The 22,721-nt window shown below is 69.8% G+C and carries 24 protein-coding genes and 3 pseudogenes; 19 read left to right on the top strand and 8 right to left on the bottom strand.

Annotated features, from left to right (window positions below):
* The first annotated feature begins 28 nt into the window (after positions 1-28).
* Both P3T39_RS00195 and P3T39_RS00200 read left to right on the top strand, forming a co-directional pair.
* A complete protein-coding gene (locus P3T39_RS00195) occupies positions 29-1,075 on the top strand; it encodes an ATP-binding cassette domain-containing protein (RefSeq protein ID WP_280695136.1) in 1,047 nt (348 codons plus the stop codon).
* A gap of 1 nt (position 1,076) precedes the next feature.
* Positions 1,077-1,937, top strand: a complete 861-nt coding sequence (locus tag P3T39_RS00200; RefSeq protein WP_280695137.1) for an ABC transporter permease — start codon at positions 1,077-1,079, stop codon at positions 1,935-1,937.
* A gap of 84 nt (positions 1,938-2,021) precedes the next feature.
* Here the strand turns inward: P3T39_RS00200 and greA are convergent, their stop codons facing one another.
* Both greA and P3T39_RS00210 read right to left on the bottom strand, forming a co-directional pair.
* Complete coding sequence (gene greA / locus P3T39_RS00205) at positions 2,022-2,519, bottom strand: transcription elongation factor GreA (RefSeq protein ID WP_280695138.1); 498 nt, start codon at positions 2,517-2,519, stop codon at positions 2,022-2,024.
* Between the two features lie 317 nt (positions 2,520-2,836).
* Complete coding sequence (locus tag P3T39_RS00210; protein ID WP_280695139.1) at positions 2,837-3,274, bottom strand: DUF4307 domain-containing protein; 438 nt, start codon at positions 3,272-3,274, stop codon at positions 2,837-2,839.
* A gap of 151 nt (positions 3,275-3,425) precedes the next feature.
* On the opposite strand from P3T39_RS00210, the gene mca reads away from it, so the two are divergent.
* From mca to P3T39_RS00235, 5 genes and pseudogenes are all read left to right on the top strand, one after another.
* Positions 3,426-4,310, top strand: coding sequence for a mycothiol conjugate amidase Mca (mca, locus tag P3T39_RS00215; protein ID WP_280695140.1), 885 nt, complete (start codon positions 3,426-3,428; stop codon positions 4,308-4,310).
* Between the two features lie 245 nt (positions 4,311-4,555).
* Positions 4,556-4,747 (top strand): hypothetical protein, encoded by a 192-nt coding sequence (locus P3T39_RS00220; RefSeq protein ID WP_280695141.1) that lies wholly within the window; start codon positions 4,556-4,558, stop codon positions 4,745-4,747.
* A gap of 44 nt (positions 4,748-4,791) precedes the next feature.
* Positions 4,792-4,947, top strand: a pseudogene (locus tag P3T39_RS00225) (DUF255 domain-containing protein); the annotation flags it as partial.
* A gap of 140 nt (positions 4,948-5,087) precedes the next feature.
* Positions 5,088-5,441: a hypothetical protein gene (locus tag P3T39_RS00230; protein ID WP_280695143.1), complete on the top strand. Its 354-nt coding sequence runs from the start codon at positions 5,088-5,090 to the stop codon at positions 5,439-5,441.
* Entirely contained in the window at positions 5,438-5,689 is a 252-nt protein-coding gene (locus tag P3T39_RS00235) for a hypothetical protein (protein ID WP_280695145.1), read from the top strand. Before P3T39_RS00230 ends, P3T39_RS00235 begins: the two co-directional genes overlap by 4 nt.
* Positions 5,690-6,077: 388 nt before the next feature.
* Here the strand turns inward: P3T39_RS00235 and P3T39_RS00240 are convergent, their stop codons facing one another.
* Entirely contained in the window at positions 6,078-6,470 is a 393-nt protein-coding gene (locus P3T39_RS00240) for a hypothetical protein (RefSeq protein ID WP_280695146.1), read from the bottom strand.
* Positions 6,471-6,785: 315 nt separating this feature from the next.
* Between P3T39_RS00240 and P3T39_RS00245 the strand changes: the two are divergent.
* Positions 6,786-6,941: pseudogene (locus P3T39_RS00245) on the top strand (DUF255 domain-containing protein); the annotation flags it as partial.
* 360 nt (positions 6,942-7,301) lie between these two features.
* Positions 7,302-7,847, top strand: a complete 546-nt coding sequence (locus P3T39_RS00250) for a Uma2 family endonuclease (RefSeq protein ID WP_280695147.1) — start codon at positions 7,302-7,304, stop codon at positions 7,845-7,847.
* Positions 7,848-8,074: 227 nt separating this feature from the next.
* On the opposite strand, the gene P3T39_RS00255 is transcribed toward P3T39_RS00250, so the two are convergent.
* A complete protein-coding gene (locus tag P3T39_RS00255) occupies positions 8,075-8,452 on the bottom strand; it encodes a helix-turn-helix domain-containing protein (RefSeq protein WP_280695148.1) in 378 nt (125 codons plus the stop codon).
* A gap of 139 nt (positions 8,453-8,591) precedes the next feature.
* Here P3T39_RS00255 and P3T39_RS00260 point away from each other — a divergent pair, with 139 nt between their 5' ends.
* From P3T39_RS00260 to P3T39_RS00270, 3 genes are read left to right on the top strand one after another with little or no spacing between them, the layout of a single operon-like run.
* A complete protein-coding gene (locus P3T39_RS00260; protein ID WP_280695149.1) occupies positions 8,592-9,560 on the top strand; it encodes an NADP-dependent oxidoreductase in 969 nt (322 codons plus the stop codon).
* Positions 9,561-9,598: 38 nt separating this feature from the next.
* Positions 9,599-9,919: an NIPSNAP family protein gene (locus tag P3T39_RS00265; protein ID WP_280695150.1), complete on the top strand. Its 321-nt coding sequence runs from the start codon at positions 9,599-9,601 to the stop codon at positions 9,917-9,919.
* Positions 9,920-9,969: 50 nt separating this feature from the next.
* On the top strand, positions 9,970-10,413 hold the full coding sequence (locus P3T39_RS00270; protein ID WP_280695151.1) for a heme-binding protein: 444 nt from the start codon (positions 9,970-9,972) through the stop codon (positions 10,411-10,413).
* 548 nt (positions 10,414-10,961) lie between these two features.
* On the opposite strand, the gene P3T39_RS00275 is transcribed toward P3T39_RS00270, so the two are convergent.
* Positions 10,962-11,990: an NAD-dependent epimerase/dehydratase family protein gene (locus P3T39_RS00275; protein ID WP_280695152.1), complete on the bottom strand. Its 1,029-nt coding sequence runs from the start codon at positions 11,988-11,990 to the stop codon at positions 10,962-10,964.
* Between the two features lie 56 nt (positions 11,991-12,046).
* Here P3T39_RS00275 and P3T39_RS00280 point away from each other — a divergent pair, with 56 nt between their 5' ends.
* The 3 genes and pseudogenes from P3T39_RS00280 (at position 12,047) to P3T39_RS00290 (ending at position 15,278) form a co-directional block, all read left to right on the top strand.
* Positions 12,047-12,514, top strand: coding sequence for a MarR family winged helix-turn-helix transcriptional regulator (locus P3T39_RS00280; RefSeq protein WP_280695153.1), 468 nt, complete (start codon positions 12,047-12,049; stop codon positions 12,512-12,514).
* A gap of 344 nt (positions 12,515-12,858) precedes the next feature.
* A pseudogene (locus tag P3T39_RS00285) lies at positions 12,859-14,918 on the top strand (thioredoxin domain-containing protein).
* Between the two features lie 6 nt (positions 14,919-14,924).
* On the top strand, positions 14,925-15,278 hold the full coding sequence (locus P3T39_RS00290) for a GNAT family N-acetyltransferase (RefSeq protein WP_280695395.1): 354 nt from the start codon (positions 14,925-14,927) through the stop codon (positions 15,276-15,278).
* Between the two features lie 10 nt (positions 15,279-15,288).
* On the opposite strand, the gene P3T39_RS00295 is transcribed toward P3T39_RS00290, so the two are convergent.
* Positions 15,289-16,221: a hypothetical protein gene (locus P3T39_RS00295; RefSeq protein WP_280695155.1), complete on the bottom strand. Its 933-nt coding sequence runs from the start codon at positions 16,219-16,221 to the stop codon at positions 15,289-15,291.
* A 265-nt stretch (positions 16,222-16,486) separates the two neighbouring features.
* Between P3T39_RS00295 and P3T39_RS00300 the strand changes: the two genes are divergently transcribed.
* The 3 genes from P3T39_RS00300 (at position 16,487) to P3T39_RS00310 (ending at position 18,467) form a co-directional block, all read left to right on the top strand.
* Positions 16,487-17,149 (top strand): papain-like cysteine protease family protein, encoded by a 663-nt coding sequence (locus tag P3T39_RS00300; protein WP_280695156.1) that lies wholly within the window; start codon positions 16,487-16,489, stop codon positions 17,147-17,149.
* 10 nt (positions 17,150-17,159) lie between these two features.
* Complete coding sequence (locus P3T39_RS00305; RefSeq protein WP_280695157.1) at positions 17,160-18,008, top strand: hypothetical protein; 849 nt, start codon at positions 17,160-17,162, stop codon at positions 18,006-18,008.
* Positions 18,009-18,215: 207 nt separating this feature from the next.
* On the top strand, positions 18,216-18,467 hold the full coding sequence (locus P3T39_RS00310; protein WP_280695158.1) for a hypothetical protein: 252 nt from the start codon (positions 18,216-18,218) through the stop codon (positions 18,465-18,467).
* A 56-nt stretch (positions 18,468-18,523) separates the two neighbouring features.
* Here the strand turns inward: P3T39_RS00310 and P3T39_RS00315 are convergent, their stop codons facing one another.
* The gene (locus P3T39_RS00315; protein ID WP_280695159.1) at positions 18,524-19,204 is read right to left on the bottom strand and encodes a hemolysin III family protein; all 681 of its coding nucleotides are present in this window, start codon (positions 19,202-19,204) and stop codon (positions 18,524-18,526) included.
* A gap of 277 nt (positions 19,205-19,481) precedes the next feature.
* Here P3T39_RS00315 and P3T39_RS00320 point away from each other — a divergent pair, with 277 nt between their 5' ends.
* Positions 19,482-21,311, top strand: a complete 1,830-nt coding sequence (locus P3T39_RS00320) for a phosphoenolpyruvate carboxykinase (GTP) (protein WP_280695160.1) — start codon at positions 19,482-19,484, stop codon at positions 21,309-21,311.
* 158 nt (positions 21,312-21,469) lie between these two features.
* Here the strand turns inward: P3T39_RS00320 and P3T39_RS00325 are convergent, their stop codons facing one another.
* Complete coding sequence (locus P3T39_RS00325) at positions 21,470-22,684, bottom strand: pyridoxal phosphate-dependent aminotransferase (protein WP_280695161.1); 1,215 nt, start codon at positions 22,682-22,684, stop codon at positions 21,470-21,472.
* Between the last annotated feature and the right edge of the window lie 37 nt (positions 22,685-22,721).

The raw sequence follows: 22,721 nt of genomic DNA on the forward strand, positions 1-22,721 counted from the left end.
CGTCAGCTTGAGGAGATGAGGCAGGCCCATGGCGCCAGCGATCCAAGCCGAGAACCTGGTGAAGACCTTCGGGGACGTCCGTGCCCTCGACGGTGTCAGCCTTGACGTCCCCGAGGGCACGGTGCTCGGGCTGCTCGGCCCCAACGGGGCCGGCAAGACCACCACCGTCCGCGTCCTCACCACCCTGCTCCAGCCCGACTCCGGGCGGGCCACCGTCGCCGGGGTCGATGTGCTCAAGCACCCCAACCGGGTCCGCAGCCTGATCGGCCTCTCCGGTCAGTACGCCGCCGTGGACGAGTATCTGACGGGCCGTGAGAACCTCCAGATGGTCGGAGAGCTCTACCAGATGAGCTCCCGGGACGCGAAGGCCCGCGCGCTGGAGCTGCTGGAGTGGTTCAACCTCACCGAGGCCATGGACCGCACCGCCAAGACCTACTCCGGCGGCATGCGGCGCCGCCTCGACCTCGCGGCCGCCCTGGTGGTCCGCCCGCCGGTGATGTTCCTGGACGAGCCGACCACCGGCCTCGACCCGCGCAACCGACTGGCACTGTGGGAGGTCATCGAGACCCTGGTCGAGCAGGGCACCACACTGCTGCTCACCACCCAGTACCTGGAGGAGGCCGACCGCCTCGCCCACGACATCGCGGTGGTCGACCAGGGCAGGGTGATCGCCCGGGGCAGCGCCGACCGGTTGAAGGCCCAGATCGGCGGCGAGCGCGTCGAGGTCGTGGTGCACCGGCGGGACGACCTCGCCGAGGCCGTCGCCGCCCTTGCCCCGTACGCCAAGGGCGATCCCGCGGTGGAGAAGAACACCCGCAGGATCACCGTCCCGGTCAGCGGCGGCGCCAAGGTGCTCGCCGATGTGATCCGCGAACTGGACGCCCGCTCGATCGAGATCGACGACATCGGCCTGCGGAGGCCGACCCTGGACGACGTCTTCCTCTCGCTCACCGGCCACGCGGCCGAGGCCGCCGCCGAGGCCGAGGAGACCGGAGAGCAGCAGACCCGGCCGGCGGGCCGTCCCGGCCGCGGCCACCAGGACGGGCGCGGCGAGGGCCGCGGAAAGGACGCCTGAGATGACCACCACGGCCACCGAACACGCCATCGGCCATGCCGTCCCCGCACAGCGGCACGGCATCGCCGCCACCCTGCACGACTCCTGGGTGGTCGCAAAGCGTAATTTGCGACGGATGACCCGAATTCCCGAGATCGTCGTCTTCGGCCTGATGCAGCCGGTGATGTTCGTCCTGCTGTTCTCGTACGTCATGGGCGGGGCGATCCAGATCCCCGGGACGCGGGCCAACTCCTCCACCTACACCCAGTTCCTGATGGCGGGCATCTTCGCCCAGACCGTGACCTTCGCCGTGGCCGGAGCCTCCGCCGGTATCGCGGAGGACATGACCAAGGGCCTGGTCGACCGCTTCCGCTCGCTGCCGATGGCCCGCTCGGCGGTGCTGGTCGGCCGCACCCTGGCCGACCTGGTGCAGACCGCCTTCACCCTGCTGGTGCTGGCCGTGGTGGCGCTGCTGGTCGGCTGGCGGATCCACGACGGGATCCTGAAGGCGCTCGGTGCGTTCGCGCTGCTGCTCCTGCTCGGCTACGCCTTCTCCTGGATCGGCGCGCTGATCGGCCTCTCGGTGCGCAGCCCGGAGGCCGCCACCTCGGCCGGTCTGATCTGGCTCTTCCCGCTGACCTTCATCTCCAATGCCTTTGTGCCGGTCAGCAGCATGCCGGGCTGGCTCCAGGCATTGGCGTACTGGAACCCGTTCAGTGCCACCGTGCAGGCCAGTCGCAGCCTCTTCGGCAACCAGATCGGTCCGGTGGACCCGGCCTGGCCGATGCAGCACGCCGCGCTGGTCTCGGTCGCCTGGTCGCTGGTCATCATGGCGCTGTTCTCCTGGCTCGCGGTCCGCAAGTACCGCTCGGCGGCCGGCTGAGCGGTCGGCGGCCCGAGTGCCGGACACGCCAGAGCGGCCGTGACCCCGTCGGGGGCACGGCCGCTCTCGCGTCTGCGGACCTGGTCAGGCGCCGTAGGGCTTGACCTCGATGATCTTCACGCTGGCCTGCTTGCCGTTCGGCAGCTCGTAGGAGGCGTCCTCGCCGATCTTCTTGCCGTCGATGGCGCGGCCCAGCGGCGACTGCGGCGAGTAGATGTCCATGTCGTCGCCGGCCACCTCGCGGGAGCCGAGCAGGAAGATCATGGTGTCGTCGAGGTCGCCGTCGAAGGCGACGGTCACGACCATGCCGGGGGCGACCACGCCGGAGTCGGCGGGGGCCTCGCCGACCTTGGCGCGCTCCAGGAGCTGGGTGAGCTGGCGGATGCGCAGCTCGTACTTGCCCTGCTCCTCCTTGGCCGCGTGGTAGCCGGCGTTCTCCTTGAGGTCGCCCTCCTCGCGCGCGGCCTCGATCTTCTGGGCGATCTCGATGCGCCAGGGGCCGGTCAGGTGCTCCAGCTCGGCCTTGAGCTGGTCGTAGCCGGACTGAGTGAGCCAGGTCACGTTCTCGCTGGTCTGGGTCACAGGTGCTCCTCGTCGGTGCTGGGCTGTGCTGAGGGTTGGTCGTCAGCAGGGGTGGTGCCGTCGGATGACAGAAAAGGTCGGGCCGTCGTACTACAAAGCAACGCCCGCTCCCGGGCCGTCCGGCGCGGAAGGGGCGAAACCACGAGCCTAACAACTTCCGATCCGGAGCGGGAGTGGCATGGACGGAGCCTTGACGTGCGGTTGCGCGCAGATGGCCCGTGGCTGCTCCGGGACGGATTCCCGCCCGAAGGGTCGAGTATGCGTCCCCGACGACGGCTTTGGGGCGCCGCCGCAGGGCGTGCGGCTGCGCGTGCCGGCTACTTGTCGGGCGTACAGCCGAGAAGTTCGGCGGTGGTGCCCCAGTCGGTGGTCTTCAGGGTGACCACCTTGTCGTAGCTGCTGCCGGCGGCCGGGACCGGGAAGTCGGACTGGCCGACCACACCGCCGTCCTTGCCCTGCGAGCGGACGGTGCAGACCCCGGCGGTGCCGTCGCTCTTGCGTACCGACAGCTGGAGCTGCACCGAGTTCGCCGAGACCGGCTGGAAGGTCGGCACCGAACCGTTCATCGCCGTCTCGCGCAGCAGGTACGAGCCGCCGAGCCAGGCGACCAGTCCGAGCAGCAGCACCCCGCAGACCACGGCCGCGATCCGCAGCTTGCGGTCCGCCTCCTGGTCGCTGCGGCGGCTGTAACGGCCCTCGGGCAGGGCCTGGCCTGCTGGTACGGCTCCTGCGGCAGGCGTAGGGCTGGAGGTCATGGCGGGGCTCGGTCCTTTCGACGAGGGGCAGTCGGCCGCTGGTGGGAATGGACGAGCCCTTCATTCAGTCACTATAGGAGGGGCACGTCCGCGCCGGAGGCGGCGGGGGAGCCGGCCCGACGAACCGGATATTCCCGGAAGGAACCAGGCGTTGACTGAGCAGTTGCGACTGATGGCGGTGCACGCGCACCCGGACGACGAGTCCAGCAAGGGCGCGGCGACCATGGCCATGTATGTCTCCCAGGGCGTGGACGTCCTGGTCGCCACCTGCACGGGCGGGGAGCGCGGATCCATCCTCAACCCGAAGCTGCAGGGTGACCCGTTCATCGAGGAGAACATCCACGAGGTGCGCCGCAAGGAGATGGACGCGGCCCGTGAGATCCTCGGGGTCAAGCAGGCATGGCTGGGCTTCGTGGACTCGGGTCTGCCCGAGGGCGACCCGCTGCCGCCGCTGCCGGAGGGCTGCTTCGCCCTCCAGGACGTGGCCGAGGCGGCGGCCCCGCTGGTGAAGCTGATCCGCGAGTTCCGCCCGCACGTCATCACGACGTACGACGAGAACGGCGGTTACCCGCACCCAGACCACATCATGACCCACAAGATCACCATGGTGGCCTTCGAAGCCGCGGGTGACCCGGACGCGTACCCCGAGGCGGGCGAGCCCTGGCAGCCGTCCAAGCTCTACTACAACCACGGCTTCCCGATGGGCCGGATCCGTGCCCTGCACGCCTACCTCACCGAGCACGGGCACGACTCCCCGTACGGCGAGTGGATCGCGGGCTGGGAGAAGAGCGGCCGCAAGGAGCGCGAGATCACCACCCGGGTGCGCTGCGAGGACTGGTTCGAGATCCGGGACAAGGCGCTGATCGCGCACGCGACCCAGATCGACCCCGACGGTCCCTGGTTCCGCGTCCCGCTGGACATCCAGCGCGACATCTGGCCCACCGAGGACTACGAGCTGGCCCGGACCCTGATCGACACCGATCTGCCCGAGGACGACCTCTTCGCGGGCCTGCGCGCCCCCAGCCCCGTGGCCTGACCTGCCACCAGGCTGTGACACTCCCCGCCTCACCTTCGGGCGCGGCGGCTGTGACACTCCCGCCTCGCCTTCGGGCGCTCTGAGCCGATGCCGACGCTCCTCGCTCCGGCACTCGCTCCGGCACTCGCTGCGCTCGCTTGTCGCTCGTCGCTTTCGGCATCGACGCGCCCGAAGGTGAGGCGGCTCTCTGCGACACGCACCACCCCGGTGACCCGGCCGACATCAGGCCGGGTCACCATGGAGAGATGAGCACCCCCATGAACTTCAGCGATCTGGCCACCGGTCTCGCCCTCGACGACGCCAAGGTGACGCCCGGCCTCCTCGGCTTCGTCGTCTTCGCCGCCCTGGGTGTCGCCACCTGGTTCCTGGTGAAGTCGATGAACAAGCAGTTCAAGCGCGTGGACTTCGTCGAGGAGCCCGAAGCCGCCAAGGAGTGAGCTGTTCCCGCGCTGAGCGGCGGTGATGCGGGAGGATGGGGAGCATGCCGAACCGTCTCGCTGACGCAACCTCGCCGTATCTGCTGCAGCACGCCGACAACCCGGTGGACTGGGGGCCCTGGGGGCCCGAGGCGTTCGAGGAGGCGCGGCGCCGGGGCGTGCCGGTGCTGCTCTCGGTCGGGTACGCGGCCTGCCACTGGTGACAAGTGAGCGGGTGTGCCGCTGTCCGTGAAGTGACCGCTCCGCAATGGCGGAAGAGCGGCGGTGGTTCTCTCGGCACAGAGCAGCGGCGGGACCGCATCCCTGTAGCGTGGTACCTGCCTACCTGCACGGAGGAGACGTGACCGCACAGCCCGAGCACCACGCTGGTGAGCTGATCCCGCGCCCTGAGCGGACCATCACCGCCCTCAAGGCCGCCCTTGCTGTCGTAGCGCCGGATCGCCTGCCGGAGATGCAGACCGAGCAGGCTGAAGCGATCACCAAGGCCATCGACTCCGACACCCTTGACCCTCTCCGCGGGTTCCTCCTGCGGTGGGCCGTGGTGGTCGAGATCGAGAGGTATCCGGAGACGGCCTTCAAGTTGCGCCGGGCCGAGTACCTCATGCAGGTCGCGGAGGACCCTGACGACTCCCGGCGCCAAGCCCTCACCGCCGCCGAGATCGTCCGAGCCGCGTACCGGGCGCTGGGCGCATGACGTGGTCCTGGGAGTACCTCCCCGGCGAGGAGCATGTCGTTGGCGGAGTCCCGCCGGCCTTCGTCGCCGAAGTCGAGAAGAAGGCTGACGAGTTGGTCCGCGCTGCGGGAGCCCTGTACCTCGACGGGACCGCGTACCGGGGCGAGAACCCCAAGAGCAGGACCGCCGACGTTCCGGGCGGCATGTTCCAGTACCTGACTGTCGTCAGGCATGAGCAGATCTACATCGTCCAGGTCACGTACTTCTAGGAACGGTGCGCGGCGCCGACCCGGCAGTGGCTCGCCCTCCGGCGCGGGGTGTTGCCTGGGCCGACACCTTGCTGTGGCTGGAGCAGGTAGGGCGATAGTCCGATGATGGTGCGGTCTTCAGGGTGGAGCATCGGAGCGGCAGGGCCGCCCGGGAGGCGCCGACCGGCGTCGCCGGCCCTGGCTCAGCTCGCGAGACCAATGAACTCGTAATGCGCAGGTCTCGGGTTCGAATCCCGAAAGCGGCTCAAGGTAAAACCCAACTCCTGTATTCGATACGGGAGTTGGGTCGTACAACGCGGTCACCCCGGGTGGGCTTCTCTTCCGCGCAAGGCGCTGACCTGCTGTTTCTTGCGGAGTGCGACCGGGTCCGACCTCGTCCGTCGTCATGTCAGGCCTGATGTGTGCCCAGGGTGTGCCCGAGGGGCATCTGGCACGGGATGAAAGCATCCAGTGCGTCGGCCCGCCGCCTCAGGTCTGCCGCGATGTCGTCCCAGTCCGGTCCGTACAGCTCGAGGCTCTCGGCGGCCTCTCGCATCAGCGCCGAATCGTCCGGCCGCTGCAGGAGTACCAACCGGTGCGCCAGGTTGCGAACCCAGACCGGTAGGTAGCCGTTGACCGGGGGCGGACACAACTCATGCAGCATGGCAATGATCGAGTCTGCGTCGGCGAAGGTCAGTTCCTCGACGAAGTGGTGCTCGTGGTGAGGCTGATCGCAGTCTGGCGTGGGCCGGTACTCGTCGCCGTATAGGCATCGGGCGTGCTCCGTCAGGGTGCTGTGCATGCCGCTGAGCCTATGACGCCTTGATCCGCCGGACAGAACCTAGCCCCACCGCCGCCCCACCCACGCGGGAGGGTGCCCCGCACCCACCGCGGCGGGGCGCCCTCGCAGTACCGTCAACCCACCGATGCAGCGCCGCACCCCCCGAACGCCCCAACGGCAGGGCAGGACCAGCCGGGTTGCTACAGGGGGTCGTCGGTTCGAATCCCGGGCGATCCCCATCCACCACGTGATGGCGCATGAGTGCAAATCGGCGAAGCGGGCGGAGGTGCGCGGGTTCCGCCGTCGGGGGCGGGGCACTGTGAGAGGCTGGCTCGTATGAACCGGTTGGCTGGTGTGACCTCGCCTTATCTGCTTCAGCATGCTGGCAATCCGGTCGACTGGTGGCCCTGGATGCCGGAGGCTTTCGAGGAAGCACGGCGGCGCAATGTACCCGTTCTGCTATCGGTTGGTTATGGAGCGTGTCACTGGTGCCAATGACTTAACACAGCCAGGCAGTCCTGACCTGGTCTGTTGCCAGGGGGTAGCCGCGTGGACGCGTACGATGAGGAACCGGGCAGGAGCATAGACGCTTGGGTGGAGGCCGAACTGGCCGCCTCGCCCGAGTGGGGACCCGAGAAGTACGCCAGCATCCGTCAGTGCTTGGAGGGCAGCGAACCCGCTGTCACCGCTGAGGAGCAGGGGCGCGGAGCCACAGACTTTGGCCCACACGGTGGTGTTGTGCGCGTGAGCGAATGTTCACGCGCACAGCACCACCCCTGCTGGCATTCCTCGTGATGGACCTCGTACGGGTCCGGGGCGTCATATCCTGTGGGCGACGGGAAGGAGCTGTTGATGAGCGTCGACGCGGTCATGCACACCGAGTTCCCCGCTGGGTACGTGGTCTTCTTCGGCACCGACGGGAAGGTGGTCATGACCCCGCAGAGCGAAGAGCACTCCGGGACCATCAGGTCGATGCAGATCGACTCCCTCGCCCTCGGCCGGCACGCGAAGGTCATCTCCGACGTCTACATCGACTTCCCGGCCGACGAGAACTCGGCCCCCGATCTCGCGATCATGCGGGAGGACGCGCAGAGGCAGGGCAAGCGCTACGGCTTCGAGGACGTGCTGCTGATCGCCGAGGTGGTGTCGGTCTCCTCCGCGCGCAAGGACTACGACGACTGCACCGCGAAGTACGGCCGTTACGGGATCCCGGTCTACGTGGTGGTGGATCCGTACGCTGAGGAGGTCGTCGTCCACACCCAGCCCACTGGCACCGGTTACGTTGCGGCGCACACGCATAAGTACGGCTCGGGCAAGCTGCCCATCGAGCTGGCCGATGGGCGGACCTACACCCTCGACCTGGACGAGCTGCCCCGACCTGAGACAGACGCCCGCTGACCGCACCGGCTCGCTCATTGTCCGGCTTGCCGAGATCGTTCGAGCTGCCTACCGGGCGCTGGGCGCATGACGTGGTCCTGGGGGTACCTCCCCAGCGAAGAGCATGTCGTGTAGGAGGTCGACGCATCATCGGACGGATGTCATGGCGGGCGGGGGAGTAATGCTCGGCAGGGCCCGGTCGGCGGCTGTGGATGACGGGGGACCCTGGTGGTGGACTGTGCGCCGCGCTACGACGCGACCGGCGCGGGCCGGGAGGCGTGGTCGATGTTCTCCTCGACCCAGGCGCGGAGTGCGTTGAGCGGGATTGCGGCGCTGTGGCCGAGCGGGGTGAGGGAGTACTCGACGTGCAGCGGGACGGCGGGGTAGACGGTGCGGTCGAGGATGCCGAAGTCTTCCAGCCGGCGGAGCGCCTGGGTGAGGACCTTGGGGCTGACGCCCTGGAGCTTGCGCTGGAGTTCGCCGAAGCGCTGGGGGCCGTCTTCGAGGGCGCCGATGGCCAGGGCGGACCACTTGTTGGCGAGCAGGTCGAGCAGGGTGCGGCAGGGGCACTGGGCGGCGTAGACGTCGTGGTGCGAGTGCTGGCCGCTGGGGCAGGTGGTCGTCATGCTCACTCTCCTCACCAGGTCACTTCCCGATGGGAAGTAATGGACCTTGAAGGTAACTATACCCGCGGGGATAGCGTCGTGGACGTCGAGGGAGGGCCGTCAACGGCCTTCCGCAGAGCACTGTTTCAGGAGATGACGCATGTCCGCAGACATGATGCGCGCGGTGGTCCAGGACGCCTTCGGTGGTCCGGAGGTGCTGACGGTCCAGCAGGTGTCGCGCCCGGTGCCGCTGCCGACCGAGGTGCTGGTGCGGGTGCACGCGGCTGGCATCAACCCGGTGGACTGGAAGACCCGTGGCGGCACCGGCATGGCCGGCCTGCTGGGTGAGCCGCCGTTCACCCTCGGCTGGGACGTGTCCGGGGTGGTGGAGGAGGTCGGCTTCGGGGTGACCACGCTGAAGGTCGGCGACGAGGTGTACGGGATGCCGTGGTTCCCGCGCGTCGCGAACGCCTATGCCGAGTACGTGACCGCGCCGGCCCGTCAGTGGGCGCGTAAGCCCGCCACCGTCGACCACGTGCATGCGGCCGCCGTGCCGCTGGCTGCGCTGACCGCCTGGCAGGCCGTCGTCGACACCGCCCACGTGCGGGCCGGCCAGCGGGTCCTGATCACGGCCGCTGCGGGTGGGGTGGGCCACTTCGCGGTCCAGTTCGCCCGCCACCTGGGCGCCGACGTGATCGCCACCGCCAGCGCCGGCCGCCACCCCTGGCTCAAGGAGCTCGGTGCGAACGAGACCGTCGACTACACCACCACCCGCTTCGAGGACACCATCAAGGACGTCGACGTCGTCATCGACCTGGTCGGCGACGCCCACGACATGACCAGCACTCGCTCGCTGAAGGTCCTGCGCCCGGGCGGCCTGCTGGTCGCGATCCCGGCCGGTGTCTCACCCGAGCTGGCCCGGGCCGCCGAGGCGGCCGGTGTTCGGGTCACCCCCTTCCTGGTGGAGCCGGACGGCGCCGCGCTGACCCGGATCGCCGACCTCATCGACGCCGGCGAGGTGGCGGTGGAGGTCGAGCAGGTCTTCCCGCTGGAGCAGGTCGCCCAGGCCCACGCCCAGGGCGAGAACGGCCGCACCCGCGGCAAGCTCGTCCTCCGCGTCACCGCCTGACCACACGAACTGACCCACCAGAAGATCGGAGCAGCCCCGTGTTCTACGAAATCCGCCGCTACCAGAGCCAGCCCGGACGCCGCGAGGAGTGGGTCCGCTACATGGAGGACGTGGTCGTCCCGTTCCAGGCCGCGATGGGGATCGACGTCACCGCCTCGTTCATCGACGAGCAGGATGAGGACGGCTATGTGTGGATCAGGCGCTTCCAGGACGAGGCCCAGCGCGAGGCGCAGTACGCGGCCGTCTACGAGAGCGACCGCTGGAAGAACGAGATCGGCCCGGTGGTCTACGGACTGCTGATCCCCGAGAAGTCCGTGGTCTTCCGCGTCGCCCCCACGCCCGCCTCACCGCTGCAGTAGCCCGCGCCGCAACCCGGCCGACAGCACGGCACGTTGAAGAAGGAATCCAGATGAGCACCGACACCCTACCGACCAAGTCCTCCCCCGCTTCCTCGATCACCCAGGCTGCGGCCGGCGCGCTGATCGCGGCCGTCCGCCAGGCCGCAGCCCGGCTCGGCTTCCCGGCCGCCGTCGCCGTCACCGACGCGGGAGGCCACCTGAAGGCGTTCGAGCGCAGCGACGACACGCCGTTCCTCACCGCCGAGGTGGCCGTCGACAAGGCGTGGACCGCCGCATCCTTCCGCACCGCCACGCATGTGTGGAACGAGTATCTGACCGACCGTCAGGTCGCGCCGCTGGCCCACCATCCGCGCCTGATGGCCGTCGGCGGTGGCTATCCGATCACCGAGAACGGCCGATGCGTCGGGGGCCTGGGCATCTCCGGCGGCACCTACGAGCAGGACCAGCAGGCCGCAGAGGAGGCGCTGACCTCCCTCGGTTTCGATCTGCCGTAGGCGGTTTCCGCCGACTCGGGTCTCAGCGGAACGCTCCGAACTCACGCCAGCAGCAACAGCGGCCGGCAGGCGTCGTGCCAGCACTGGTGGCGCCTGTCGGCCTTGCCCTGCTCCGTCGACCGGCCAGGGTCCTAGCCCTGTTCGGAAACGCTGGCCGTGAGCGTCCGCATGATCCGCATGGCCTCGGCGTGATCACCGGAAGGCAGTCCCATCGCCTCGCCGATAGCCGCCGGGACCGCCCGGGCCTGAGCCACAGTTCGTCGCCTCTGTGCACCGCTTCTCGATGGTCGAAGAGAAACGTCGGGATCGGCACGAGCGCTGTGGGTGTCTCGTTGCGGGGGAAGACGAGAAGGACACCCGGTCGGTCATTCGTGAACCAGCTGTCGAAGGCGAAGGGTGCGGGTCCTGCGTCTCCTTCGCCGAACACGACCAGACCGTCGAGGCCCTCTGCTTCCATGAAGCTGCGAGCCAGGTTCCAGCGCCTGTCCCGCTCGGCCAGTGAGTAGACGGGAACTGAAGTACGTTGCAGCGGTGGGAGCTTCATGCTGCTAGCCCTCTCGTGATTGGGCGATGAGCGCGGTGGCGGTGTCGATGATCGTCTGTTCGGTGGGGCGGGGATGCCAGCCGAGCTGGGTGCGTGCTTTGCCGCTCTCGACGAGCCTGGTGCGGCCGAGCTCGGAACGCACCATCGCCAGCTGCGGGTTGCGCCGCGCGAGCAGCTTGACGACGAGGTCGGGCATGGCGCGCACGGGCACCTTGGCGGCTTCGTCCGGGAGTTTCTCGCGCAGGATGCGGGCGATCTGCCGGTACCACAGGAAGGTGCCCGAACCGAGGTAGCGCTGGCCTGCGGCGGCCGGGCTCGTCATGGCGAGGATGTGGAGTTCGGCGATGTCGCGCACGTCGACGATGTTCCAGCCGATGTTCGGCACGGCGGGGATCTCGCGGGCGAGCAGGCGGCGGATGACCTCGACCGTTCCCGGCCTGCTCGCTGTGCCCAGCATCGGGCCCTGCATGAACGTCGGGAGGACGGCGGTCAGTTCGAGCCCGGTCGCGGCGGCGAGATCCCACGCGTCGCGCTCGGCGAGGATCTTGGAATCGGGGTACGCGCGAACCGGGGTGCCGGACGGCGCGGTCCAGGTCGCCTCGCTCGCGGGCGTGTCCGGGTCGCCGGTGTCGGCCGTGAGGCCGGACGAGGTGAACACGGCACGCCTCACCCCGGCGCGGGCGGCGGCACCCAGGACACGGCGGGTGCCCTCACGTGCGGTGGTGACGAGATCCACACCCGAGCCGAAGGGCATCGGCGAGGCGGTGTGCAGCACGTAGTCGGCACCCGCGGCCGCCTCGTCCCAGCCGTCGTCGCTGAGCAGATCGGCGGCCGCGAACTCGATGGTTCCGGCCGCCTGCCCTCCTGCCTGCTCACTCACGGCGTCGCGCACCTGCTCCGCCTTGTCGAGGCTGCGCACGGTGGTGCGCACCCGGTAGCCGTGCTGGAGCAGGCCCGCGATCACCCAGCCGGCCAGGTAGCCGGTTCCGCCCGTGACGAGCACTGTCTCGCCGCCGACGTTACTGCCGGTCATCTGTTGCTCCAATATCATTGAGTTTCTCATTGATATTTGAAAGGTACCATAGGTCCATGACCATGGACAGTGACGCGAAGGCACCGACGACTCACCCTGCGGACGTCGAGCGGAAGGCCGAGATCGTCCGTGTTCTCGTGGAGGTGGGAAACGCTGCGGACGGGGTCGTGGCCCAGGTGCTCGGCGAGTTCGGGGTCCCGTCCTCCGTCGCCGGCACGCTGTGGGCGCTCGCCCCGGGAACCGAGCCGCCGACGATGCGGGATGTGGCGGCCCGCCTGCGCTGCGACCCTTCCACGGTGAGTCTCGCCGCCGACAAGCTTCAGAGCATGGGACTCGTCGCCCGTCAGCCTCACCCCGCCGACGGCCGCAAGCGCACCCTGGTCCTCACGGAGCAAGGACACGAACTGTGGGAGGCGCTCAGAACACGGCTGCACTCCTCTGGGCTGTTCGCCGGTCTCGACGCGCAGGAACAGGACACCCTGCTCGCGCTGCTGACGAAAATGCGAAACCCGCAACGCCCATAGCCGACCCCTCACCGGCAAGGGAGCACATGGACCTGTTCGCCGGTCTCCGCGTTGATGATGATGCTCGCGTAGCGGTGCCGACGGCGCAGGGCGAAGCCGTCGACCCCGAGCACCCGTGGCAGCCCAGGCGCCGCCCCCTCAGCAGGACCAGCACTCGCTGGCTGTCCGCCGACACATCCGCCACCGTCCGGCGGTGATACCGTGCTGCGCCTTGCTCGTCGGCAGCCCGCACGCCGGGCAGAGCACCCGAAACATCCTTGGCACGGCGCCACCTGAGACGAGGCGACCGAGCGGAAGATCGCCCGCTCTGGGCCGGACGGTCCGGATCGTGCGACGATGCCGGTATGAACCGACTCGCGAACGCGACGTCGCCGTACCTGCTCCAGCACGCCTCCAATCCGGTGGATTGGTGGCCATGGGGAGAGGAGGCGATGAATGAAGCTAAGCGGCGGGACGTGCCCATCCTCTTGAGTGTGGGCTATGCGTCCTGCCACTTATGCTTCTAGGAATTCACTGGTGCCATGTCATGGCCCATGAGAGTTTCGAGGACGAGGCGGTGGCGGCCTACGCCAACGAGCACTTCGTCGCGGTGAAGGTGGACCGCGAGGAGCGGCCGGACGTCGACGCCGTCTACATGGAGGCGGTGCAGGCGGCCACCGGGCAGGGCGGCTGGCCGATGACGGTCTTCCTGACGCCCGAGAAGGATCCGTTCTACTTCGGGACGTACTTCCCGCCCGAGCCCCGGCACGGCATGCCCGCCTTCCGGCAGGTGCTGGAGGGGGTCATCGCCGCCTGGCGCGACCGGCGGGACGAGGTCGGCGAGGTGGCGGCGAGGATCAGGGCCGAACTGGCCGAGCGGGCCTTGGTGTACGGGGCCGGGACCGGGGCGGTCGCCCCGCCCGGTGCGGCGGATCTGCACCAGGCGCTGGTCGCGCTCAGCCGCAGCTTCGACGAGAAGCGGGGCGGCTTCGGCGGAGCGCCCAAGTTCCCGCCGTCCATGACGATCGAGTTCCTGCTGCGGCACCACGCCCGTACCGGCTCCCAGGCGGCGCTCCAGCTGGCCGAGCGGACCTGCGAGGCGATGGCCAGGGGCGGCATCTACGACCAGCTCGGCGGCGGCTTCGCACGCTACTCGGTGGACGCCGAGTGGGTGGTGCCGCACTTCGAGAAGATGCTCTACGACAACGCCCTGCTGCTGAGGGTCTACCTGCACCTCTGGCGGGCCACCGGCGGGGCGCAGGCCCGTCGCGTCGCCCTGGAGACCGCCGACTTCCTGCTGCGCGAACTCCGCACCCCGGAGGGCGGGTTCGCCTCGGCCCTGGACGCCGACAGCCTGGATGCGGCGACCGGCAAGCCGGTCGAAGGCGCCTACTACGCCTGGACGCCCGAGCAGTTGACCGAGGTGCTGGGGGAGCGGGACGGCGCACTGGCGGTGGAGCTCTTCGAGGTCACCGGCACCTTCGAGCACGGCACTTCGGTCCTCCAACTGCTCGGCGATCCGGAGGACTTGTCGGCCTACGAGCGGATCCGCGCCCGGCTGTCCGAAGCCCGTACGCGGCGACCCGCACCCGCCCGGGACGACAAGGTGGTGGCCGCCTGGAACGGACTGGCCATCGCCGCCCTGGCCGAGACCGGTGCGCTGCTGGAGCGGCCCGACCTCGTGGAGGCGGCCGAGCGGGCGGCCGATCTGCTGCTGGCCGTCCACCTCACCGCCGACGGGCGCCTGCTGCGCACCTCCAGGGACGGCAGGGCCGGGGAGAACGCCGGAGTCCTGGAGGACTACGCGGACACCGCCGAGGGCTTCCTCGCCCTCTACGCCGTGACCGGTGAGGCCGAATGGCTCGACCTGGCGGGCGGGCTGCTCGACACCGTCCTGGCACACTTCACAGACGAGGCGTCAGGTGCGCTGTACGACACGGCCGACGACGCGGAGGAGCTGATCCGCCGCCCGCAGGACCCGACCGACAACGCCACCCCGTCCGGCTGGACCGCCGCCGCCAACGCCCTGCTGACGTACGCCGCCTACACCGGCTCCGTCCGTCACCGCACGGCCGCCGAACGGGCGCTGGGCGTCGTCGGCGCGCTCGGCAGCCGGGCGCCGCGCTTCATCGGCTGGGGCCTGGCCGCCGCCGAGGCGCTCGCCGACGGTCCGCGCGAGGTCGCGGTGGTCGGCCCGGCCGACGACCCCGCCACCACTGCCCTGCACCGCATCGCGCTGCTCGCCACTGCCCCCGGCGCGGTCGTCGCCGTGGGCGAGCCGGGCGCGGCCGAGGTCCCGCTGCTGGCGGACCGTCCGCTGCTGGGCGGGCGTCCCGCCGCCTACGTCTGCCGGCACTTCACCTGCGACGCCCCGACCGCGGACCCGCAGGTGCTGGCGGAAAGCCTGGGGGTGCGGGAGCGGTAGGACCCGCTGCCGCCGCGTGGCGCACATCCCAGCGCCCGGTCCGGACCGGGCGCTGCGTCGGCGGCCGGAGCCGGGAGCCCCGGTGGCCGGAGCCATCGCGACGGCCGTCCGGTCTCCTTCGCCGGCGTGAGTCCGGTGATCGCGGGCATGTCCAGGATCGGGCCGGTCTTCACCCCGGCCGAACTGCGCGGCCGGGGCTACGCGAGCGCCCTCGTCGCGGCCGGGTCCGCCCGGGCCCGTACCGGTGGCGCAGCGGAGGTCCTGCTGTTCGCGGACCTGGCCAACCCGACGAGCAACTCGATCTACCGGAAACTGGGCTACCGTCCGGTCGAGGACTGCGTGGTGCTGGAGTTCGTGTGACAGAGCCCTGCTAGTCCCAGTCCCAGGCGACACCGACGAGGCACGGCCCCAGTCCGCTCGCCATCAGATGGACGCGGTGCTGCCCGTCGAGGGTCAACTCCTCCGTCTCGCACGGTGTCTCGCCGGGTGCGTGGCTGATGAAGCGGTGGCAGCGCACGGGCAGTGCGTCCCGGTGGAAGCTGACCTGAAGGACGTACTGCCCGGCACCGGAGTTGAAACCGCGGATGTACTCGCAGCTGGGCTCGGCCCCGGGAGCGTCGTCGAAGCCGTAGCCGAGCAGATGGGTGTCGCCGGTGCGCAGTTTGCGGTCGAACAGCAGCTCCACGGCCAGGAGTTGGTTGGCCGGGTCGCGTCTGATCCGTCCCGCTCGGCAGTTCTCCTCGGCGCGGACGGCGACCCGGGCGATGTCGCAGCCGGGGTCGCCCTGGTAGATGGCGAGGTAGCGGTCGATGCCGTCGCGGTGGGCGCGCAGGGCGTGCTGGGAGTCCCTGCCGAGGAGCCGGCGCTCGGGGCCGACCCTGATCCGTTCGATATGGGTGACGGTGTGCAGGCCGGTGTCGCGCGGTGCTGAGATGCTGGCGAGCAGGTGGTCGACGGCGGTGGCGGGGACGATCAGGTCGCGGTACGGCCGGACGGCGGGGGAGGCCGGTTCGCCCGGGGCGGTCTGCCGGGGGCCGAGCAGACGGGTGAGCGAGTGCTCCGGAACATCCAGGACGTCCTCCAACGCCCTTACAGCGCGCAGGGATTCGGCCCGCTCGGGCCGGCGGCGGCCCTGCTGCCAGTAGCTGAGGCTGGTGACGCCGACATGTACGCCGCGCTGGGCGAGGTGCTGCTGCACCCGGTGCAGGGCGAGCCCCCGGCTCGCGATGGCCGTGCGCAGGGCGAGGTGGAAGGGGCCGGTTCTGAGTGCGGCCGAGAGCTCGGGTTGGAGGAAGGGCTGCATGTCCTGCTCCCCGTCTGGCTTACTGCGGTCTGTCCGTTTGACCGTGAATATTCACACGGGAGTGGTGGATTGTCATCTGGTCTGGACAACTGACGGGCAGTGGGGTACTGCCGCGTTCACACCTTGATGTGCCCGTTCACATCGCAGCCGATCCCTCCCCGACGTCCGTTGACGGCCCTCGCCCGGTGGGCCGATGCTCATCGCCAACGCGTCCGGACGCCGGCCCCCGCCCCCACCCCTGTGCACTTGGCAAGGAGGAACTCCCATGCCGCAACCCCCACGGATACGCCTGCGCCGCGCGGTCGCCGCGCTCGCGCTCGGCGTCCTGGCACCGGTCCTCATCGTCGCCGCCACCACTCCCGCCCAGGCCGAGGCCCAGCCGCTGGTCGCCCGGGTCAGGACGGAGCAGCAACTCTCCGCGCAGCAGCGCCCGGCGCTCGCCGCCGGCACCTGGCGCAAGCTCGACATCAGCATGCAGCAACAGCAGCAGGACAACTGGTGCTGGGCGGCGAGCGGCAACACCATCGCCACCTACTTCGGCTACAACTACAGCCAGAACCAGTTCTGCAACGCGGCCTTCAACCGCTCGACCAACTCCAGCTGCCCCAACAGCCAGGCGGCGCTGGACGATGTGCAGAACGCCCTGAGCCGGGTCGGCATCAACCCGGGCTCGTACGTCAGCGGCTATCTGCGCTACACCACGGTGCAGACCGAGATCGACGCCAACCGGCCGGTCGAGACCCGGATCCAGTGGAGCTCGGGCGGTGGCCACATGCACGTGCTGTACGGCTACGACCGCAGCAACAACTGGGTGTACTGGGGCGACCCGTGGCCGTCCAACTACCGCTACAACTGGGCGGACTACTCCTACTACGTCAGCAACGACTCGTTCTCCTGGACCCACTCCCTCTACCGGATCGGCGCGTGAGGAGACGACCATGACCGAGATCTGCAGGAACCTCCACCGCGCCGCCGTCGCCACCGTCCTGGCCGCCACCCTCGGGCTGGCCGCCGCACCGCTGGCCATGGCCTCGGACGGTGCGGCCACCGTGGCCGCGGCGCCCGAGACGGTGGCCGCGTCCGATCTGGCGGCCGCCCGCAGTGCGGTCCAGACACCGTCCGTACTGGACCAGTTGGGGCACTTCTTCGCCCGTAAGGGCGTCCCGCCGAACCAGCCGCCGGGGATCACCGCGGCCGACGAGGCAAGCGCCGCCGCGCAGGCGGCCCCGCAGTTGAGCGGCGAGACCGTCCCCGTCTACACCCTGGACGCGGGCTTCGTGAAGGGCATGGCCGGAGCCCCGGTGGCCAAGGCCGACTTCGTGGCCAGCAAGGTGGTCGCCGAGGACGGCCGGAGCGCCTCGGTCTGGACGGTCAGGGCGGGCTCCGGCTGGCGGGTGGTGAACATCGCCTCCGGCAGCGACGAGACCGACTACGCGGCCCGCGCCGCGAGCGGTGGCGGCGGTACGGCCTTCCGCGAGCCGCAGGTGAACGCCTGGTACGTGCTGCGCGGCGGGCGGGTGCTGCCGCTGGACGACGAGGCACGCCGCTCGGTCGGTACGGCCGGGGTCGGCCTGGCCGAGTACCGCACGCTGGTGCATCAGCGCTACGCCGACAAGCTGCCGGGCTCCGCCTACGACAGGGCGGGCGAGGGCGGTGGCTACCGGCTCGGGGCCGCACCCGAGGGGAAGGGGTCCGCCGCCGTGCCGGTGCTGGCAGCGGGCGGTGCGCTCGGTGTCACCGTACTGGCGGGGGCGGGGCTGGCCGTCCGCCGCCGGGCGCGGGCCTGACCCCCGGTGAATGACGGGCGGCCCGGTGGTCCAAGGACTGCCGGGCCGCTCATTCGTGTGCTCAGGGCCCTGGCGTACCTGCCGTGTCCGTCGTCTCCATACGGAATTGATGCAACGTTGATCCCTCGTTCGCCCCGGTGGCGAGCCACTCATGTCACCGTGGGTCGAGATGGTGTGGCATGCGGTCATACGGCTGGAGGGGCGCCGATGGCGGTCAGGAGTGCACAGCTCTGGGGGGCTGTGGCGGGGATGTCGGCAGCGCTGGCGGTGGTCGTCGGCTATCTGATCGACGGGGAACGGATGGTCTGGGCGGTTGCTGCCGCCGAGACCCTGGTGTTCATGGCGTGGGTGGGGCGCCGCTTCCGCGGCAAGGTGGTGGGCAGGGCCGTCGCGCACGGCCCCGACGCCGCGCACTGCGAGCGCTGCCGCCGGGCGCGCGCCCGGCTGGAACACCGCTGATCGGCGCGCCGGGCGCCAGGTCGTGTCCGGCCGCGCGCCCGGCTCGCGCCCGGCGCTCAGCTCGCGACGCTGTACGCGACCAGTGAGACGCCGACGTACTGCACGATGAACGCACCCAGGGTGAAGGCGTGGAACACCTCGTGGAAGCCGAACCAGCGGGGTGAGGGGTCGGGCCGCTTCAGCCCGTACACCAGGCCGCCCACGGTGTAGAGGACTCCGCCGATGATGATCAGGGTGAGCACTGCGGCGCCGCCGGTGTGCAGGAAGTCCGGCAGGAAGAAGACCGCGGCCCACCCGAGGGCGACGTAGCAGGGCGTGTAGAGCCAGCGCGGGGCGCCGACCCAGAACACCCGGAAGGCGATCCCGGCGAGCGCGCCGCCCCAGACCAGCCAGAGCAGGATCTCCCGCCGCCCGCCGTGCAGCAGCAGGATCGTGAACGGCGTGTAGGTGCCCGCGATGATCAGGAAGATGTTCGCGTGGTCGAGCCTGCGCAGCACGGCTTCGCCGCGCGGGCCCCAGGTGAAGCGGTGGTAGACGGCGCTGACGCCGAAGAGCATCCAGGCGCTCACCGAGTACACCGCGCACGCGACCTTGGCGGCCGTCGAACCGGCCAGACAAATGAGCACGATCCCGGCGGCGAGCGCGGCCGGGAACATCCCCGCGTGCAGCCAGCCCCGCCACTTCGGTTTGACGTGGGCGGGGAGGGTCTCGGGGGCCGTGCTCTGATCCGCAGTCATGGCCAACATGCTACTTACGGAACCGTAGGTTACCAGTACGTAGGAAGTGGCTCTCCTCACTTTTGGACGTTCTGGAGTATTCGGGGTCGATGTTCGAGGCCCGTGATCGGGCCGCCGGAGCCCTATGGGTGACCTTCAGTTCGACACAATGGCGCAAAACTTCCGTCAAAAGCGCCAAGGTGCCGTGTTCGGCCTACTCCGTCGGAGCTACGCTGCAAGCACCCTCAAACCCCCGCAACGCCTTCTCCTGTCCGAGATGGCGTGAAACGGAGCGATCGTGTCGTACGAGAACTCTGCTCTCAGCGCATCCGCGCCCACCCGCCACAAGCGCCTGCTGGCCTGGGTGAGCGAGATCGCGGAGCTGACCCAGCCGGACCGCATCGAGTGGTGTGACGGCTCGGACGAGGAGTACCAGCGCCTCGCCGACCTGCTCGTCGCCCAGGGCACCTTCAAGAAGCTCGACTCCGAGAAGCGCCCCAACTCCTACTACGCGGCCTCCGACCCGTCGGACGTGGCCCGCGTCGAGGACCGGACGTACATCTGCTCCGAGCAGGAGAAGGACGCCGGTCCGACCAACAACTGGAAGGCCCCCGCCGAGATGCGGGAGGTCTTCAGCGGCGAGAACGGTCTGTTCCGGGGCGCGATGAAGGGCCGCACGATGTACGTCGTGCCCTTCTCGATGGGCCCGGTCGGCTCCCCGCTGGCCGCGTACGGCGTCGAGATCACCGACTCCGCCTACGTCGCCGTCTCGATGCGCGTGATGACCCGCATGGGTCAGGCCGTGATCGACCAGCTCGGTGAGGACGGCGAGTTCGTCAAGGCCGTCCACACCGTGGGTGCCCCGCTGGCCGAGGGTCAGGCGGACGTGCCGTGGCCGTGCAACACCACCAAGTACATCTCGCACTTCCCGGAGACCCGCGAGATCTGGTCCTTCGGCTCCGGCTACGGCGGCAACGCCCTGCTCGGCAAGAAGTGCTACGCGCTGCGCATCGCCTCGACGATGGCCCGCGACGAGGGCTGGCTGGCCGAGCACATGCTGATCCTCAAGCTGACCCCGCCGAACGGGGGCGAGGCCAAGTACGTCGCCGCCGCCTTCCCGTCCGCCTGCGGCAAGACCAACCTCGCGATGCTCCAGCCCACCATCCCGGGCTGGAAGGTCGAGACCATCGGCGACGACATAGCCTGGATGCGCTTCGGCGCCGACGGCCGCCTCTACGCGATCAACCCGGAGGCCGGCTTCTTCGGCGTCGCCCCCGGCACCGGCGTGGACACCAACGCCAACGCGATCGAGACCCTCTGGGGCAACACCGTCTTCACCAACGTCGCGCTCACCGACGACGGCGACGTCTGGTGGGAGGGCCTCACCGAGGAGCCCCCGGCCCACCTGACCGACTGGCGCGGCAACGACTGGACGCCGGAGTCCGGCACCCCGGCCGCCCACCCGAACGCGCGGTTCGCCGTCCCGGCCGCGCAGTGCCCGACCATCGCCCCCGAGTGGGAGGACCCGGCGGGTGTGCCGATCTCGGCCATCCTCTTCGGTGGCCGCCGCGCCACCGCCGTCCCGCTGGTGACCGAGTCCTTCGACTGGCAGCACGGTGTCTTCCTGGGCGCGAACATCGCCTCCGAGAAGACCGCCGCCGCCGAGGGCACCGTCGGCGAGCTGCGCCGCGACCCGTTCGCGATGCTGCCCTTCTGCGGCTACAACATGGGCGACTACTTCGCCCACTGGCTGAAGATCGGCGCGCAGGCCGACGCCGCCAAGCTGCCGAAGATCTACTACGTGAACTGGTTCCGCAAGAACAGTGCGGGCAAGTTCGTCTGGCCCGGCTACGGCGAGAACAGTCGCGTGCTCAAGTGGGTCGTCGAGCGCCTGGAGGGCACCGGCGAGGGCGTCGAGACCCCGATCGGCGTGCTGCCCACCGTCGAGGGCTTCGACCTCGACGGCCTGGAGATCCCGCAGGACGAGCTCGACCTGCTGTTCACCGTCGACAAGGAGATCTGGCGCCAGGAGGCCGACCTGGTCCCCGAGCACCTGCGGCTCTTCGGCGACCACACCCCGGCCGAGCTGTGGGACGAGTACCACGCGCTGGTGAAGCGCCTGGGCTGACGGGCCCAGGTCCGGGACACCGCCGCTCCTACCCTCACCGGGGGCGGCGGTACTCGAAAGACATGACGGACGGCCGGAGTCCCGGCCGGACGATCTCCCCGGCCGAGCGGAGATCGTCCGGATCGGGACTCCGGCCGTCGGCGTTCGGATGCCGGAAGCTACGGCTGCACGTACCCCGAGAGGAAGTCGCCGATCCGGGTGACCGCGTCCGCGATCTCCTCCGGGCGGGGGAGGGTGACCAGGCGGAAGTGGTCGGGTTCGGGCCAGTTGAAGCCGGTGCCCTGGACGATCAGGATCCGCTGTGCCCGCAGCAGGTCGAGCACCATCTGCTGGTCGTCCTTGATCTTGTACACCTGCGGATCGAGCCTCGGGAAGGCGTACAGCGCACCCTTGGGCTTCACACAGCTGACGCCGGGGATCTCGTTCAGCAGCCGGTACGCCGCGTCGCGGGACTCCAGCAGCCGGCCGCCGGGCAGCACCAGATCCTTGATCGACTGCCGTCCGCCGAGCGCCGCCGCCACCGCGTGCTGCGCGGGCATATTGGCGCACAACCGCATCGAGGCCAGCACGGACAGGCCCTCGATATAACTCCGGGCCCGCTGCCGGTCGCCGGAGAGCACCATCCAGCCCGAGCGGAAACCCGCGACCCGGTACGCCTTGGACATGCCGTTGAAGGTGACGCAGAACAGGTCGGGTGCCAGGGTGGCGAGCGGGATGTGCACCGCGTCGTCGTACAGGATCTTGTCGTAGATCTCGTCCGCGTAGACCACCAGCTTGTGACGGCGGGCGATCTCGACCAGGCCCTCCAGGATCTCGCGCGGATAGACCGACCCGGTCGGGTTGTTGGGGTTGATCACCACCAGCGCGCGCGTCCGGTCGGTGACCTTGGCCTCGATGTCCGCCAGGTCCGGGTACCACTCGGACTGCTCGTCACAGCGGTAGTGCACGGCCGTCCCGCCGGCCAGGCTGACCGAGGCCGTCCACAGCGGGTAGTCGGGCGCGGGGACGAGCACCTCGTCGCCGTCGTCCAGCAGCGCCGTCATGGCGAGCTGGATCAGCTCGGAGACGCCGTTGCCGAGGAAGACGTCCTCGACCGAGAGACCGTGCAGACCGCGTTCCTCGTACTGCATGACCACGGCGCGGCGCGCGGAGAGCAGCCCCTTGGAGTCCCCGTAGCCGTGGGCACCGGCCAGGTTCCTCAGGATGTCCTGGAGGATCTCCGGCGGCGCCTCGAAGCCGAACAGCGCCGGGTTCCCGGTGTTCAGCTTGAGGATGCGATGCCCCTGGTCCTCCAGTCGCATCGCCTCCTCGAGCACCGGGCCGCGGATGTCGTAGCAGACATTGGCGAGCTTGCTGGACTGGATGACCTGCATGCCTGATTACTTTACGGCGCCGTCCGGCCGATCACCT

Origin of the sequence: Kitasatospora sp. GP82 (genome assembly GCF_029892105.1) — a bacterium.
Lineage (GTDB): Bacteria > Actinomycetota > Actinomycetes > Streptomycetales > Streptomycetaceae > Kitasatospora.

Excerpts from the sequence above, each read along its gene's own strand:
- P3T39_RS00200 (WP_280695137.1), top strand. The coding sequence starts at position 1,077 with ATGACCACCACGGCCACCGAACACGCCATCGGCCATGCCGTCCCCGCA.
- P3T39_RS00250 (WP_280695147.1), top strand. The coding sequence starts at position 7,302 with ATGAGCGTCGACGCGGTCATGCACACCGAGTTCCCCGCTGGGTACGTG.
- P3T39_RS00300 (WP_280695156.1), top strand. The coding sequence starts at position 16,487 with ATGCCGCAACCCCCACGGATACGCCTGCGCCGCGCGGTCGCCGCGCTC.
- P3T39_RS00235 (WP_280695145.1), top strand. The coding sequence starts at position 5,438 with ATGACGTGGTCCTGGGAGTACCTCCCCGGCGAGGAGCATGTCGTTGGC.
- P3T39_RS00240 (WP_280695146.1), bottom strand. The coding sequence starts at position 6,470 with ATGCACAGCACCCTGACGGAGCACGCCCGATGCCTATACGGCGACGAG.
- P3T39_RS00260 (WP_280695149.1), top strand. The coding sequence starts at position 8,592 with ATGTCCGCAGACATGATGCGCGCGGTGGTCCAGGACGCCTTCGGTGGT.
- P3T39_RS00270 (WP_280695151.1), top strand. The coding sequence starts at position 9,970 with ATGAGCACCGACACCCTACCGACCAAGTCCTCCCCCGCTTCCTCGATC.
- P3T39_RS00305 (WP_280695157.1), top strand. The coding sequence starts at position 17,160 with ATGACCGAGATCTGCAGGAACCTCCACCGCGCCGCCGTCGCCACCGTC.
- P3T39_RS00315 (WP_280695159.1), bottom strand. The coding sequence starts at position 19,204 with ATGACTGCGGATCAGAGCACGGCCCCCGAGACCCTCCCCGCCCACGTC.
- P3T39_RS00325 (WP_280695161.1), bottom strand. The coding sequence starts at position 22,684 with ATGCAGGTCATCCAGTCCAGCAAGCTCGCCAATGTCTGCTACGACATC.
- P3T39_RS00275 (WP_280695152.1), bottom strand. The coding sequence starts at position 11,990 with ATGACCGGCAGTAACGTCGGCGGCGAGACAGTGCTCGTCACGGGCGGA.
- P3T39_RS00210 (WP_280695139.1), bottom strand. The coding sequence starts at position 3,274 with ATGACCTCCAGCCCTACGCCTGCCGCAGGAGCCGTACCAGCAGGCCAG.
- P3T39_RS00220 (WP_280695141.1), top strand. The coding sequence starts at position 4,556 with ATGAGCACCCCCATGAACTTCAGCGATCTGGCCACCGGTCTCGCCCTC.
- P3T39_RS00195 (WP_280695136.1), top strand. The coding sequence starts at position 29 with ATGGCGCCAGCGATCCAAGCCGAGAACCTGGTGAAGACCTTCGGGGAC.
- P3T39_RS00295 (WP_280695155.1), bottom strand. The coding sequence starts at position 16,221 with ATGCAGCCCTTCCTCCAACCCGAGCTCTCGGCCGCACTCAGAACCGGC.
- P3T39_RS00310 (WP_280695158.1), top strand. The coding sequence starts at position 18,216 with ATGGCGGTCAGGAGTGCACAGCTCTGGGGGGCTGTGGCGGGGATGTCG.
- P3T39_RS00255 (WP_280695148.1), bottom strand. The coding sequence starts at position 8,452 with ATGACGACCACCTGCCCCAGCGGCCAGCACTCGCACCACGACGTCTAC.
- P3T39_RS00280 (WP_280695153.1), top strand. The coding sequence starts at position 12,047 with ATGACCATGGACAGTGACGCGAAGGCACCGACGACTCACCCTGCGGAC.